Origin of the sequence: Microvirga pudoricolor, from assembly GCF_016892705.1 — a bacterium.
Classification (GTDB): Bacteria; Pseudomonadota; Alphaproteobacteria; order Rhizobiales; family Beijerinckiaceae; genus Microvirga; species Microvirga pudoricolor.
Map to the genome: position 1 here is coordinate 1 of NZ_JAFEMB010000001.1, position 14,467 is coordinate 14,467.

Genomic DNA, 14,467 nt, shown 5'->3' on the forward strand with positions numbered 1-14,467 from the left:
TCAGCGCTCCGGGGTGGGGTGGCAACGCGACATTCCCGGACATGGCGTTTCCCACCCGCTCCCGGCCCTCCGGGCCGACCTCCCCCCTCAAGGGGGAGGTGGATGCGTCCGTCGTCCCATTCTGACTCATCCCCATCACTCCGCAGCTGCCAGCGGGCCGCGATGGCCAACGATGCGCGTTGCGCCCGTGCTGTCATGGGCGATCTCGCTTAGGGCCTTCAGCACCAGGTTGCGCGCCACCGTCGCGCGGTAGGATGCGGAGGCCCGATGGTCGTCGAGGGGCTGATAGTCTCGGGCCATGGCTTCGAACGCATTTTGCCAAGAAGATGAGTCATCAAACGATGCGCCAAGAAGTGCAGCCTCCGTTTCGACGGCGCGCTTGGGGATCCCCGCCATGCCGCCGAACGCGATGCGGGCCGATGCGATGCGGCGGCCGTCCAGTGTAAGGCGAAAGGCGCCCAGCACGGAGGAGATGTCCTCGTCGAAGCGTTTGGAGACCTTGTAGGCCCGGAACACCTCGCCCGACCTGAGCTTCGGCACGAGAAGGCGCCTCACGTATTCGCCCGGCAGGCGATCCTGCTTCCTGTAGGCGATGAAGAAATTCTCCAGCGGCAGCGTGCGCACCCCGTCGCCCTGCCGAAGCTCCAGGGAAGCGTCGAGGGCGATCAGGGCGGGCGCGAGATCGCCGATGGGCGAGCCGTTGGCGATGCTGCCGCCGACGGTGCCGGAGGCCCTCACCTGAACGGAGCCGAAGCGCCGCATGATCTCGCCGAGGTCCGGGTCGATCCCGGCCAGGGCGTCAAAGGCCCCCGCATGGGTGACGGCGGCGCCGAGGACCAGGGTCTCGGGGCCGTCCTCGATCCGGTCGAGCCCACTCACGCGCCCGAGCCAGATGATCTTGCGGATGTCCGCGAGGCCCTTGGTGATCCACAGGCCCACATCGGTGCAGCCTGCCACCAGGGTCGCGTCCGGGTGCTGCGCATACAGCGCCGCCAGCGAGGCCTCGTTGGCCGGCGCGGCGAAGAACTGGGAGCCCTCGCCGACGAACACGTCGCGGCGGTCTTCGTCCAGGGCCGAGACGTGGCGTGCGCGGGCAGCCTTTTCGGACCAGAAGACGTCCACGGGGCCGCTCGCACAGGCCTCCAACGCCGCGTCCATGATGGGGCGGTATCCGGTGCAGCGGCACAGGTTGCCTGCCAGCGTATCGTTCACGGCTTGGCGGGACACGGGCCGCTCGCCCTCGTGGTAGAGCGTGAACAGGCTCATGACGATGCCCGGCGTGCAGAACCCGCATTGCGAACCATGGTGCTTCACCAGCGCCGCCTGAACCGGGTGCAGGCCCTCGGCGCTCGCCAGATCCTCCACGGTCACCACCTCGGCGCCGTCCACCTGCCCGAGGAGCAGGATGCAGGCGTTCACGGGCTCGTAGACGAGCCGGCCCTCCCGGACCCGGCCCACCGCGACCGTGCAGGCGCCGCAATCGCCCTCCGCGCAGCCCTCCTTGGTGCCCAGGCTGCGCTCCTGGAGCCTCAGATAGTCCAGAAAGGTGGTTCGGGGGTGGAAGCCTGCGACCTCGATCTCTCGTCCCTGCCGCCGGAAGCGGATTGTCTTTCGTGCCACGCATGCCTCCACCGGATCGTCCGGCTCAACCTCCAGGCTAGCATGGCCGAGGAACGGGCTTTCGCCAACAGGGTCGTTGTCGCGGCGGCCCCGCGACAACACTTCGCGCGGGACGGCCTACCAGGTGCCCGTGTTGGGCATCGAGGCCCAGGGCTCCTGCGGGGGCTTCGGCTCGCCGCGCTGCAGGATCTCGATGGAAACGTTGTCCGGGGTCTTGACGAAGGCCATGTTCCCGTCCCGGGGCGGGCGGTTGATCGTGATGCCCGCGTCCATGAGCTTCTGGCAGAAGGCGTAGATGTCGTCGACCCGATAGGCCAGATGGCCGAAATTGCGGCCGCCTTTGTACTCCTCGGGGTCCCAGTTGTAGGTCAGCTCCAGAAGCGGGGCCTTCGTGTCCTTGGCCTTGGCCACGTCCTCGTCGGCGGCCAGGAAGACCAGGGTGAAGCGGCCCTTCTCGCTCTCCGTGCGCCGCACCTCCACGAGGCCGAACTTGTTGCAGAAGAAGTCCAGGGATGTGTCAAGATCCGTGACCCGGATCATCGTGTGCAGATATTCCATCGTGTCCTCTTCTCCGGCGCCCCAAGGGCCTGCCGGTCACTCGTGCATCGATCTCTTGCTAGGGTCTCCTGCCTCGTCTTGGGGCATCGGTGCGCAACGTCAAGAGCTGGGGCGGCCTGCATCGTCGCCCCCTTGGCATTTGCTGGGGACGGCCTACCATCGGGCGCCATTTCGTGCCGCCGGCCGACGCATTCCGCCGGGCACGCCATCACACCGTCAGGAAGAACAACATCCATGCGAACCGATACTCCCCAGGTTGTCCGTCTCGAGGATTATCGCCCCAGCGCCTACCTGATCGACCGGGTGGACCTCGACGTGCGCCTGCATCCGACCGCGACCCGGGTCACGGCCACGCTGGCGATCCGACCGAACCCGGCCGTGCCGGGACAGGCCCCGCTGGTGCTGGACGGAGACGAGCTGGTTCTCAAAGCCCTCGCTGTGGACGGACAAACCCTCAAGACCGGTGAATACGAGGCGTCGCCTGACGCGCTGACAATCCCCCACGCTCCGGCACGCCCCTTCACCTTGACGGTTGAGACCGAGATCGATCCCACGTCGAACACCCAGCTCATGGGACTCTATCGGTCGAGCGGCAATTACTGCACCCAATGCGAGGCGGAGGGCTTTCGCCGCATCACGTATTGTCTCGATCGCCCGGACGTCCTGTCCGTCTACACGACCCGGATCGAAGCCGACCGGGACGAGGCGCCCGTGCTGCTCGGGAACGGCAACCCCGTCGAGACCGGAGAGGTCGCCGGAACGAACCGGCACTACGCGGTCTGGCACGACCCACATCCCAAGCCGTCCTACCTCTTCGCGCTGGTCGGCGGAAAGCTCGGCCACGTGTCCAAGCGCTTCACCACCATGAACGGCCGGGACGTGGCGCTCGCGGTCTACGTGGAGCCCGGCAAGGAGGACCGCGCGGATTATGCGCTGGATGCCCTGGAGCGCTCCATGCGCTGGGACGAGCTTGCCTTCGGCCGGGAATACGACCTCGACGTGTTCAACATCGTGGCCGTGTCGGACTTCAACATGGGCGCCATGGAGAACAAGGGTCTCAACATCTTCAACGACAAATACGTCCTGGCGAGCGCCGAGACGGCCACCGACACGGATTACGCCAACATCGAAGCGATCATCGCCCACGAGTATTTTCACAACTGGTCGGGCAACCGCGTGACGTGCCGCGACTGGTTCCAGCTTTGCCTGAAGGAAGGCCTGACGGTTTTCCGAGACCAGGAATTCTCGTCAGACGAACGCTCGCGGCCGGTGCATCGCATCTCCGAGGTGAAAGTGCTCCGGGCGCGGCAGTTCTCCGAGGACGCCGGCCCCCTCGCCCATCCGGTCCGCCCGACCCAATACAAGGAAATCAACAACTTCTACACCGCCACGGTCTACGAGAAGGGCGCCGAGATCGTTCGCATGCTCAAGACCCTCATCGGCGAGGAAGACTTCCGGCGCGGCATGGACCTCTATTTCGAGCGTTGCGACGGGACCGCCGCGACCGTCGAGGATTTTCTGGGAGCGTTCTCCGACGTCACGGGCCGCGATCTGTCGCATTTCGCGCAATGGTACGCTCAAGCCGGGACGCCCCGCGTGTCGATCGCGGGACACCACGATCCGGAGGCGAGAACCTACAGGCTCGACTTCACCCAGGAAACCGCTCCGACGCCGGGCCAGCCCGACAAGGGCCCGATGGTGATTCCCGTCGTGCTTGGCCTCGTGTCGCCGGACGGCGAGCCCCTTGCGATCTCCTGCAATGAGGTGCGGGAGGACGGCGTCTTCGTGTTCGACAAGACGGCTGAGAGTCTCACCTTCTCGAACGTTGCCGTGAGACCGGTGCCGTCGGTGTTCAGGGCCTTCTCGGCGCCCGTCAAAGCTTCGCTCGACCTGACGACGGACGCGTTGCTGACCCTCCTGCGCCACGACACGGACGCGTTCAATCGCTGGCAGGCCGCGCAGACCGTTGCGATGCGGATGCTGGCGGCGGCCAGCGGCGGGGCGCCCTTCAACGAAGCCGAGAGCGTGAGCCTGACAGGAGCCTTGCGCGCGTTCCTGGAAAGGGACGCCGAAGCCGACCCCGCCTTCGCGGCCCTCGTGCTCACCCTGCCGTCTGAGGCCGACATCGCCCAGGAGATCGGCAGCGACGTCGACCCCGACGCCATCCACGAAGCCCGCACCGAGTTGCGCCGCCGGATTGGCCGGCATTGCGCGGAGCCGCTCGAGCGGCTGCACGCTGGCTTGGCCTCGACAGGCGCCTACAGCCCGGATGCTGCGAGCGCGGGGCGGCGCGCCCTGCGCAACGTCGCCCTGGACCTGCTGACTGCGGGCGATGCCGCCCAGGGCGAGACCCTCGCGCTCCGGCAATTCGAAACGGCAACGAACATGACGGAAAGGCTCGGCGCCCTGGGCGTCCTGACGACCCTGCCCGGCCGGGCCCGCGAGGACGCATTGTCGGCTTTCGAACAGAGCTACCGCGACGAGCCGCTGGTTCTGGACAAGTGGTTCACGCTGCAGGCGGCGATTCCCGAGGCCGGGACGCTGGACCGGGTGCGGCGTTTGATGAAGCACGAAGCGTTCTCTCTCGCCAATCCGAACCGTGCCCGCGCCCTGCTGGCGAGCTTCGCCATGCTCAATCAGACCCAGTTCAACCGAGCGGACGGCGCTGGGTACGATTTCATGGCCGACCTCATCATCAGGATCGACGACCTGAATCCGCAACTCGCCGCAAGACTCCTGACCGCCTTCAGCGTGTGGAAAATGATGAAAACTTCGCAAAAAAATGCCGCCTGTTCGGCCCTTCGAAGGATCGCCGGAAAGCCCAATCTTTCCCGTGACGTAGGGGACATCGTTCAACGCTCTCTAAACGAATAGGTGCCAGGCTAACCAACTGATGATAAAGAGATTTCGATTTGCAAACGAAACCTCAACAGATGGTTAAATTATTTGCCCGGCGCAGCTCTCAGGTAGCTAGACAAATCACCTGTGGATGATTCTATTAACAACGATTCGGAGAGATGCGGCACATCCTTCCGGTGAGGGGCGTTAAAGGATTCCAAAGGGGGCCAGCATGGCGGGGGCGACATCCGCGTGCGTACCTGCGCGTGCGGGTACGATTCTAGGTGTAACGCGATCAATCGCAAACCCCGCTTTCCGCCGTCTCGAACAATATGAGTCCTTGTTGCGCTTGGCCGTTCCGGCCCTGCTCGCACTCTTCCTGATCACGTTGGCGACGAGCGCCTGGGTGCAGGTTCGCGACAGCCGCGAAGAGACCGTGATCGACGCTATCGGCGACATCGACGTGATCGCGTCCCTGGCCGCCTTGAAGCTGGACCAGCGCGCCGCTCCCAACAGCGCGAAGGCAGCGGCCCTCCAGCTCTCGGAAATCGCCCAGTCCATGCCGTCGAGCGTGCTGCTGCGCAGCCGCGTGCTCCTGCTGACCGACATGAACGGCAACGTGCAGGCGACCTACCCCGCAGGCGTCGTGGCGCCTGCGACCTTGGGCGAACTTCTCGGCGAAGCGCAGCCCCTGACCGTGTTCGCGGATCGCGCGGGCGTCATGACGATCAAGCTCGCGGACGGCGACCAGGGCATCGCCACGGTCCGGTCGATCGCGAGCTCCGGCGGCCAGCTCGCCGTCGTGCAGCCGATCCCGCGCGTCCTGTCGGGCTGGTGGGCCCGCACCATCGGACAGGTATCCCTGCTCGGCGCCGCGACCGTCGTGCTGCTCGGCATCGGCCTGGCCTATGTGATGCAGGCCAACCGGGCGCGCTCGGCCGACGAGATCTGCGAGAAGGTGCGCGACCGTATCGATTCCGCGCTAAGCCGCGGCCGCTGCGGCCTTTGGGACTGGGATGTCGGCAGAGGGCGCATCTACTGGTCCGACTCGATGTATGAGCTGCTGGGTTACGAACGGCGCGACGAGTTCCTGTCCTTCGGCGAAGTCAATGCGATGATCCACGCGGACGACGAGGATCTCTACACCATCGCCGAGCAGCTTGCCTCCGCGCGCACTTCGCTGCTCGACTACGAGTTCCGCATCCGCAGCGCCAACAACGACTGGGTCTGGCTGCGCGCCCGCGCCGAACTCATGAGCGATCCGGACGACGAGACGAGCCACTTGGTCGGCATCGCGGTCGACGTGACCGAGCAGCGCAATCTCGAAGAGAAGTCGGCGCGCGCCGATGCGCGCCTGCACGATGCCGTGGAAGCTATCTCGGAAGCCTTCGTGCTGTGGGACGCCAACAATCGCCTCGTGCTGTGCAACTCGAAATTCCAGAAACTGCACGAACTGCCGGCCAACGCCGCGCTTCAAGGCAAGTCCTACGCCGAGGTGATGGCACTGGGCCGCCCGCCGGAGGTGCAGCACCAATTCGCCCGCGGAGACCGTCAGGATGCGGATGCGCGCAGCTTCGAGGCCCGCCTCAACGACGGCCGCTGGCTCCAGATCAACGAGCGCCGCACCAAGGACGGCGGCTACGTGTCCGTCGGCACCGACATCACGGCGCTGAAGCGTCACGAGCACCGCCTCGTGGAATCCGAGAAAGAACTGATCGCTTCCGTTCTCGACCTCAAGCAATCCCGCCAGAAGCTTGAGGCGCAGACCCATCAGCTTGCGGACCTCGCGGAACGCTATCTCGACCAGAAGGCTCAAGCCGAAAGCGCCAACCGGGCCAAGTCCGAATTCCTCGCCAACATGAGCCACGAGCTCCGCACCCCGCTCAACGCGATCATCGGATTCGCCGAGGTGATGCAGAGCGGGATCTTCGGTTCGCTCGGCTCCGAAAAATACGAGGAATACTGCCACGACATCCGCTCCAGCGGCGAGTACCTGCTCTCCGTCATCAACGACATTCTCGACATGTCGCGCATCGAGGCCGGCCGCACGACGCTGACCAAGGTGCCGATGGAGGTGAACGGCGCCGTGCAGCGTGCGCTCCGTCTCGTCAGCGAACAGGTTCGCGCCAAGAACCTCACCGTGACCGTGGACGTGCAGCCGGACGACATCGTGGTCCCGGCGGATGAGCGCGGCCTGCACCAGATCCTGGTCAACCTTCTGCAGAACGCGACGAAGTTCACCAACGACGGCGGCTGCATCACCATCCGCACCCGTCAGGCCGGCAATGCCGTCAACCTCTACGTCGAGGATAACGGCATCGGCATTCCCGACCATGCGCTCCAGCGTCTGGGCCGTCCGTTCGAGCAGGTCGAGACCGAGTTTTCGAAGAGCTACAAGGGCTCGGGTCTCGGTCTTGCCATCGCCCGCTCAATCGCGGAGCTGCATGGCGGTTCGCTGCGCATCAAGAGCCAGGAAGGCGTCGGCACCATCGTGCTGGTCCACCTGCCGCTGACGGAGGCCACGAGCGCCGACATCGCACTCGCGGACGCGGCCGCCTAAGCCAGCACGCGACGGTAGATCTCGACAACGCGCTTGCGTGTCTCGTCGAGGTGCGTGAGCAGAACCTTCGGATTCGGCAGCCCCGCCGCGCCTGCCAGGCGTTTCATGATGGCGGGAGACACGGACGCCGCGTCGAAACGCCCTTCGATCGTCAGGCGCTGCCATTGGAAGACCGACGCGAGAAGACGATGGGCGTCGATCAAGGTGTGCGCCTCGTCCTCGCTCAGGATCCCGACGGCCTGCGCCTCGGCGAAGGTCGATTCCGGCGCGAGGCCGGCAAGCGACGGATGCGCCCGAGCCTGAGACAGGATCAGCGCCTGGGCGATGAAGTCGAGATCCGTCAGCCCGCCGCGCGCCAGTTTCAGATCCCAGGGGTCGTCGTCGCCCTTCTCCTGCGCGATGAGGTCGCGCATGGCGCGAACCTCCCTGTTGACCCCGGCAGGGTCCCGCTTCGTGGCGACGATGTCCGACACCGCGGCCTGTACGTCCGCGCAGAAATCGCCGTCGCCCGCCATGACGCGGGCGCGGGTCAGAGCCATGTGCTCCCAGAGATCGGCCTCGCTTCGCTGATAGGCCAGGAAGCCCCGAAACTGCGACGCGACCGGTCCTTTGCCGCCTTGCGGGCGAAGGCGCAGATCGACCTCGTAGAGCAACCCTCGCCGCGTCGGCACGGTGAGGGCCGCCACGAGGCGCTGGGTCAGGCGTGTATAATAGACCACCGCATCGAGCGGACGCGGGCCTGAGCTCTCGCGATCCTCCTCATCGAAGTCGTACGTGACGACGAGATCGAGATCGGATCCCGCCGTCAGTTCGCGCGTGCCGAGCCGCCCGAGGCCCAAGATCGCGATCCGGCCGCCGGACACCCGTCCGTGCTCCGCTTCGAACACGGATCGCACCTGTTCGAACGAGGCGCGGATGACGGCGCGGGCGATGGCCGAATACGCCTCGCCGGCCTGGGCGGGCGACAGGATGCCCGACAGCATCTTGGCGCCTGTCGCGAAACGCATCTGCCGTGCGGCGTCGCGCGTCCGGTCGAGAAAATCCTCGTGATCGGTCGGTCGTCCGATGGATTGGCGCACCTGATCCTCGATGGAGGCATCGTCGGTCAGCGGCACGACGAAAGCGGGATCGATGAGCGTGTCGAGGACGTGGGGTGATTGCGCCACCATGTCCGCAAGTCGCGGTGCCGTGCCCAGCAGGTCGGCGAAGAGGAGGCGAAGCCGGTCATGCGATTTCATGATCGTGAGAAGCTCCGCGGCGGCGGGCATCCGGGCGAAGGCCCGGTCGAGCGCCGCGAGAGCCCCGTCCGGATCGGGCGTTCCGCCGAGGGCTGTCAGCAGGGCTGGCACGAGTTCCGTCAGAACCTCCCTGGCGCGCTGGCTGGTGATGGCGGCGCGGCGTCCGAAATGCCACCCCCGCACGGTCTCGGCCACCTGCTCGGGCTGGCGAAAGCCCAGGCGCTGCAGGGTGGCCAGCGTCTCGGGGTCGTCGGTCGTCCCGGTAAAGACAAGATTGCCCGCATCGGAGGCAAGCTCGGGGCCCTCCTCGAAGAGGAGAGCGTAATGGCCCTGGACGATCTTGGCCTGCTTGATCAGAGCCTTGGAAAACGCCGCGAAGCTGGAAAAGCCGCAAAAGCGGGCGAAACGCTTGAGCTGATCCTCATCGACGGGAAGCCGCTGCGTCTGCTCGTCGGCCACCATCTGCAGGCGATGCTCGACCGTGCGAAGGAACCGGTAGGCATCGGACAGCTCGTCCCGCGCCCCGGCGGTGATCCAGCCCTCCTGGTGCAGGGCCGCCAGCATGTCGAGGGTGCGTCGTCCGCGCAGTCCGGGCCTCCGACCGCCGAAGACGAGCTGCTGCGTCTGCACGAAGAACTCGACCTCGCGGATCCCCCCTCGCCCGAGCTTGATGTCGTGCCCCGCCACCGCGATCTGGTCGTGGCCTCGCACCGCGTGGATCTGCCGCTTCATGGCATGCACGTCGGCGATGGACGCGAAGTCGAAATACTTGCGCCAGATGAAGGGTCTCAGGTCGGCGAGAAAAGCTTCGCCGAGACCGAGGTCGCCCGCCACGGGTCGCGCCTTGATGAGAGCGGCCCGCTCCCAGTTCTGTCCGACGGTCTCGTAATAGGTGTAGGCCGACGGCAGCGCGACGGCGGTTGGCGTCGAGCCCGGATCGGGCCGCAGGCGATAATCGACCCGGTGCACGTAGCCGTCCGACGTGCGCTCCTGCAGGAGACGCGCGAGCCCCTGCGCCACGCGGGTGTAGAAGGTGGCCGCCTCGGAGGGATCGGGCAAGGGCGCGGTTTCCGGATCGAAGAACACCACGAGGTCGATGTCGCTCGAATAATTGAGCTCGCCGGCGCCATGCTTTCCGAGCGCCAGCACCGTGAAGCCTGAGCCTTCGCCGGGCTCGTCCGCGTTCGCGAGCGTGATGCGCTTGAGCGACGCCATCTCGGTGAGAACGACACCGACGCCGCCGCGCACGGAAGCGTCCGCGAAATCGGACAGGGCCTGCGTGGCCTCCTCCACGCTCCAGACCCCGCCCATATCGGCGAGGGCGACGAGCAGCGCATGAGCGTTGCGGTTGCGACGAAAGTGGCGGGCAACCTCATCCCGGCCGATCTCCCCGTCACGGAAGCGACGGAACAGGCCCGCTTGGTCCGCCGCCAAGCGCGCGTGGACGTCCTCCGGAACGCCAGCGGACAGTTCCGCGACGAGTTCCGGGCGCCCTGCGATGACGTTGGACAGGAATGGCGAGTGGTCGGCAACCGCCAGAAGAAGGTCGCGCAAGAGTCCTCCCGCGAGGGAGTCCAGAAGAGCCCTGTCGGCGCCGGCTGCCTCGACCCGCTTCAGCCAGTCCGCCATCCGAGCCTTGGCGCGGCGCGCGTCGGAGACGAGGGGTGCCTTCGTCAAGCGGGCCTGAAGGGATCTTGCATCTGCGGCCATAGGATCGTCCAACCCAGCGGAAAACGTCGTCCTGAGCCAGGTCCCCCGTGTCGTGAGGGAGGGCTCCAGGGGCTTCTGGACGCATCCGTCACGGCAGGCCGGCGGCTCTCGTCAGGTCGAGATCGGGTTTACGACGTTGGAACGTCTTTCAGGGGAATTGCAAGCACGGCCTTGAGGCCTGGCGCATTGTCCTCAAGTTTGAAGGTGCCGCCATGCAGACGGGCGACGGCCGAGACCAGGCTGAGCCCCAGGCCGAATCCTGGGCTGGAGCGGGCGCTTTCCAGGCGAACGAACCGCTCGACGACCCGAACCCTGTCCGTCTCCGGGATGCCCGGCCCCCGATCCGCCACGGTGATCCGCACCATGCCGTCAGCCTTGGCGGCCGTGAGTTCGATCCCACCTTCGAGCCGATCGCCTCCCCGGCCGGCCCCGTACTTGATGGCATTGTCGAGCAGATTGGCCATGGCTTGGCCCAACAATTCGCGGTTGCCGTGGACCGGCAGATCGTCGTCTACCGCCAGGGTGAGCGGAACGCCCGCGTCCTCCGCAACCGCGTCGTAGAGCTCACCCACGTCGCGCACCACGTCGGCGGCATCGAAATCCGCCAGCACCTCACGGGCGCCGCCGGCCTCCAGGCGGGCGATCATCAGGAGGGCGTTGAAGATGCGGATGAGGTTGTCGCTCTCCTCGATATTGGCCTCCAGGGCCTCGCGCAGCTCCTCGGGAGTCTTGGCGCTTCGCAAGGCCTCGTCGGCCTTGTTGCGCAGCCGGGTGAGCGGCGTCTTGAGATCGTGGGCGATATTGTCGGACACCTCCTTCATGCCCACCATCAGTTCGCCGATCCGGTCGAGCATGGCGTTCAGGTTCTGGGCGAGGCGATCGAGCTCGTCGCCCGTTCCCACGACGCGAAGGCGTCCGTTCAGGTCGCCGTCCATGATGGTGCGGGTCGTCTCCGTCATGTCGTCCACGCGCTTGAGCACCCGCCGCGTGATGAACCATCCGCCCGCGCAGCCGAGCACGCCGATGAGGATGATCGAGTAGCCGAACGCGCGCTGGATGACCTCGCGCAGACGGGCCCGCTCCTCCACGTCGCGTCCGACCATGAGACGGAAGCCGCCCGGCAGCATGTAGACGCGCACGATGGCATGGCCCGTGGGAGCATTGGCCTCCTCGGTGCGGGCGTAATCGGTCTCGTACTGGCCCGGACGGTCGATGATGCCCGCAGGCAGCGCCCCCACATTGCCGGCGATGCGCTCGCCCGTATCCGTCGTCACGAGATAGAGGGAGGCGCCAGGCATTCGGGAGCGGCGGTCGACGATGGTGACGAGGCGGCGGATGCCGCCCGTCCGATATACGTCGGACAGCCCTGTGATCTCGGCCTGAATGGTGGAAATGAACTGGTCGTCCAGAACCCGCCTCGCGTTCCAGGCCACGTAAGACAGGGTCCCGAATGCGAAGACCGTGAAGACCAGAAGATACGCGAACGAAAGCTTGAACGCGGTCGTGCGGACGAGCTTGCCGAGCGCCGACATGGGGCGTCCCGCGCGCCAGCTCATGGCGGCGCTACTCGTCATCGCCCCGCGCCCCCTCCTGGCCGACGCGCACCGTGTAGCCCGCGCCCCGGATCGTATGGATGAGCGGCCGGTCGAAGCCCTTGTCCACCTTGGCGCGCAGGCGGGATACGTGAACGTCGATCACGTTGGTCTGCGGATCGAAGTGGTAATCCCAGACATGTTCGAGCAGCATGGTGCGGGTCACCACCTGTCCGGCGTTCTTCATGAGATATTCGAGCAATCGGAACTCGCGGGGCTGCAGCACGATCTCACGTCCCGAACGGGTGACCCGGTGGGACAGCCGGTCGAGTTCGAGATCCGCGATGCGGTAGATCGTGGGCTCGGCACTGCCCCCCGAGGACCGTCGCCGCGACAACACATCCACCCGCGCCAATAGCTCGGAGAAGGCATAGGGCTTGGGCAGGTAATCGTCACCGCCGGCCCGCAGGCCCTTCACCCGGTCGTCGACCTGGCCGAGAGCGGACAGGATGAGAACGGGCGTCTCGACCTTCTGCTCCCGCAGCGAGCGTATCAGGGACAGGCCGTCGAGCTTGGGCAGCATGCGGTCGACCACCAGCACGTCGTAATCGCCGGATTCCGCCATGGCATAGCCGTCGAGGCCATCGGCGGCGTGATCGGCGACGTAACCGGCCTCGCGAAAGGCCTTGACGAGATAGGAGGCTGCCTCGCGGTCATCCTCGATGATCAGAATACGCATGGGCATGATCTTAGAGCCCTTTTTCCCGGAATGGCATCCGGCCCGCGCCCGAAAAGCCAGGATGGTAAAAACAAAAGCCGCCTCCACCGGGGCTTGTGGTGGAAGCGGCTCAAGGGCTCGGGGCCGGTTACGCAAGGCCCGCCGTTCGAATGCAGGACAACAGGGACGACGGAGGGCTGTGCTGTCGGGCCGCTTGCCGATGGGAGCCCAACGGCAGGCTGGTTTATGGAGGGGGAACCAGCCTGCCGAGGGCAGGAGCGCCGGGCCCGCTGGGGGGCGATTGACGAGAAAGGCCCGGCGTCCAACCTTTGAACCGAGGGTTTTAGGCCTTCGGCTGCGATCCGACCTCGAGGGTCACGGTCCGCTCCTTGCCCTCGCGATAGAGGGTGAGCGAAACGGACTTGCCCGGCGCGACCGTGGCGATCTTGCGCGACAGGTCCTTGGCCTCGCCGATCCGCTCGCCGTCGACGGCCACGATGGTGTCGCCGGTCCGCACGCCTGCCTTGGCGGCGGGGCTGTCCTTCATGGCCTCAGCCACGAGGGCGCCCTTGGGCTCCTTCAGGCCGATCGCCTCGGCGATCTCCTTGGTGACGGGCTGCATCTGCACGCCGATGAAGCCGCGGGTCACGGAACCCTTGTCCTTCAGCGAGGTCACGATGGAGTCCACCGTCGAGGCCGGGATCGCGAAGGCGATGCCCACGTTCCCGCCGGACGGCGAGAAGATCGCGGTGTTCACCCCAACCACTTCACCGGCCAGGTTGAAGGTCGGTCCACCCGAATTGCCCCGGTTCACGGGAGCATCGATCTGGATGAAGTCATCGTAGGGACCCGCGCCGATGTCCCGGTGCTGGGCCGACACGATGCCGGCCGTCACGGTGCCGCCGAGGCCGAACGGGTTGCCGATCGCCATCACCCAGTCGCCGACACGGGCCTTTTGGCCGGCCAGCCGCACATAGGGGAAGTCGCTCCCGCCATCGACCTTGAGCAGGGCCAGGTCGGTCTTGGGATCGGTGCCGACGACCTTCGCGTCGTAGGACTTGCCGTCTTCCATCGTCACCTGGACGCTGGCGCCGTTCTCGACCACGTGGTTGTTGGTCACCACATAGCCGTCGGCCGAGACGAAGAAGCCCGAGCCGAGAGACTGGCCGAACTGCTTGGGCTGCTGGCGCTGGCCACGCTCGCCGCGCTGACCCGGCTGGCCGTCACGGAACTGCTTGAAGAAGCGCTCCATGGGGTGGCCCGGGGGCAAGTCGGGCATGGAAAACTGCCCGCCGTCCTCGTCGTCGTCGCGGCTGGCCACGTTCTGCACCTTGACCTTGACCGACACCACTGCGGGCTTCACCTTCTCGATCACGTCGGCGAAGGAAGGCAGGCCCTGGACGGGCTGGCTCATGGAGCGAAGCTCGGCATGGGCCTCGTTGGGGGCGATGAAACCGGTCTGCACGGCACCGCCGGCGATCAGGGCCGCCACGGCGGCTGCACCGAGCCACTTGGCGGTGCGCTTGCTGGCCGAATTGGAATTCGTGTTCGTCATCAGATTGACCTCCGCAAACCCCTCTGGGGGTTCGTCATGAGATCAAGATGGGGGACGTCCCGTTACGGTGCTCTCACGGCCAGATGAATTGTTCGTAAGGTTGGGCAAGGCGGGAGAGTCGTGCTCAACCTGATCGTG

General features: G+C 66.2%; 8 protein-coding genes. 2 read left to right on the top strand and 6 right to left on the bottom strand.

Annotated elements, in window-relative coordinates; genetic code table 11:
• Positions 1-135 precede the first annotated feature (135 nt).
• Both xdhA and ILT42_RS00010 read right to left on the bottom strand, forming a co-directional pair.
• Positions 136-1,620, bottom strand: coding sequence for a xanthine dehydrogenase small subunit (gene xdhA, locus ILT42_RS00005; protein ID WP_204213250.1), 1,485 nt, complete (start codon positions 1,618-1,620; stop codon positions 136-138).
• 117 nt (positions 1,621-1,737) lie between these two features.
• The gene (locus ILT42_RS00010; protein ID WP_204213251.1) at positions 1,738-2,178 is read right to left on the bottom strand and encodes a VOC family protein; all 441 of its coding nucleotides are present in this window, start codon (positions 2,176-2,178) and stop codon (positions 1,738-1,740) included.
• 234 nt (positions 2,179-2,412) lie between these two features.
• Here ILT42_RS00010 and pepN point away from each other — a divergent pair, with 234 nt between their 5' ends.
• Both pepN and ILT42_RS00020 read left to right on the top strand, forming a co-directional pair.
• Complete coding sequence (pepN, locus tag ILT42_RS00015) at positions 2,413-5,052, top strand: aminopeptidase N (RefSeq protein ID WP_204213252.1); 2,640 nt, start codon at positions 2,413-2,415, stop codon at positions 5,050-5,052.
• A gap of 307 nt (positions 5,053-5,359) precedes the next feature.
• Entirely contained in the window at positions 5,360-7,576 is a 2,217-nt protein-coding gene (locus ILT42_RS00020; protein WP_204213253.1) for a PAS domain-containing sensor histidine kinase, read from the top strand.
• Here the strand turns inward: ILT42_RS00020 and ILT42_RS00025 are convergent.
• The 4 genes from ILT42_RS00025 to ILT42_RS00040 all read right to left on the bottom strand — a co-directional run bounded on the left by ILT42_RS00025 (position 7,573) and on the right by ILT42_RS00040 (position 14,329).
• The gene (locus ILT42_RS00025) at positions 7,573-10,524 is read right to left on the bottom strand and encodes a bifunctional [glutamine synthetase] adenylyltransferase/[glutamine synthetase]-adenylyl-L-tyrosine phosphorylase (RefSeq protein WP_229428306.1); all 2,952 of its coding nucleotides are present in this window, start codon (positions 10,522-10,524) and stop codon (positions 7,573-7,575) included. The two genes, ILT42_RS00020 and ILT42_RS00025, sit on opposite strands and share 4 nt — an antisense overlap.
• Positions 10,525-10,652: 128 nt before the next feature.
• Complete coding sequence (locus ILT42_RS00030) at positions 10,653-12,098, bottom strand: HAMP domain-containing sensor histidine kinase (protein WP_204213255.1); 1,446 nt, start codon at positions 12,096-12,098, stop codon at positions 10,653-10,655.
• The gene (locus ILT42_RS00035) at positions 12,088-12,795 is read right to left on the bottom strand and encodes a winged helix-turn-helix domain-containing protein (protein ID WP_204213256.1); all 708 of its coding nucleotides are present in this window, start codon (positions 12,793-12,795) and stop codon (positions 12,088-12,090) included. The genes ILT42_RS00030 and ILT42_RS00035 overlap by 11 nt, the downstream gene beginning before the upstream one ends.
• A 322-nt stretch (positions 12,796-13,117) precedes the next feature.
• Complete coding sequence (locus tag ILT42_RS00040; RefSeq protein ID WP_204213257.1) at positions 13,118-14,329, bottom strand: trypsin-like peptidase domain-containing protein; 1,212 nt, start codon at positions 14,327-14,329, stop codon at positions 13,118-13,120.
• Positions 14,330-14,467 lie beyond the last annotated feature (138 nt).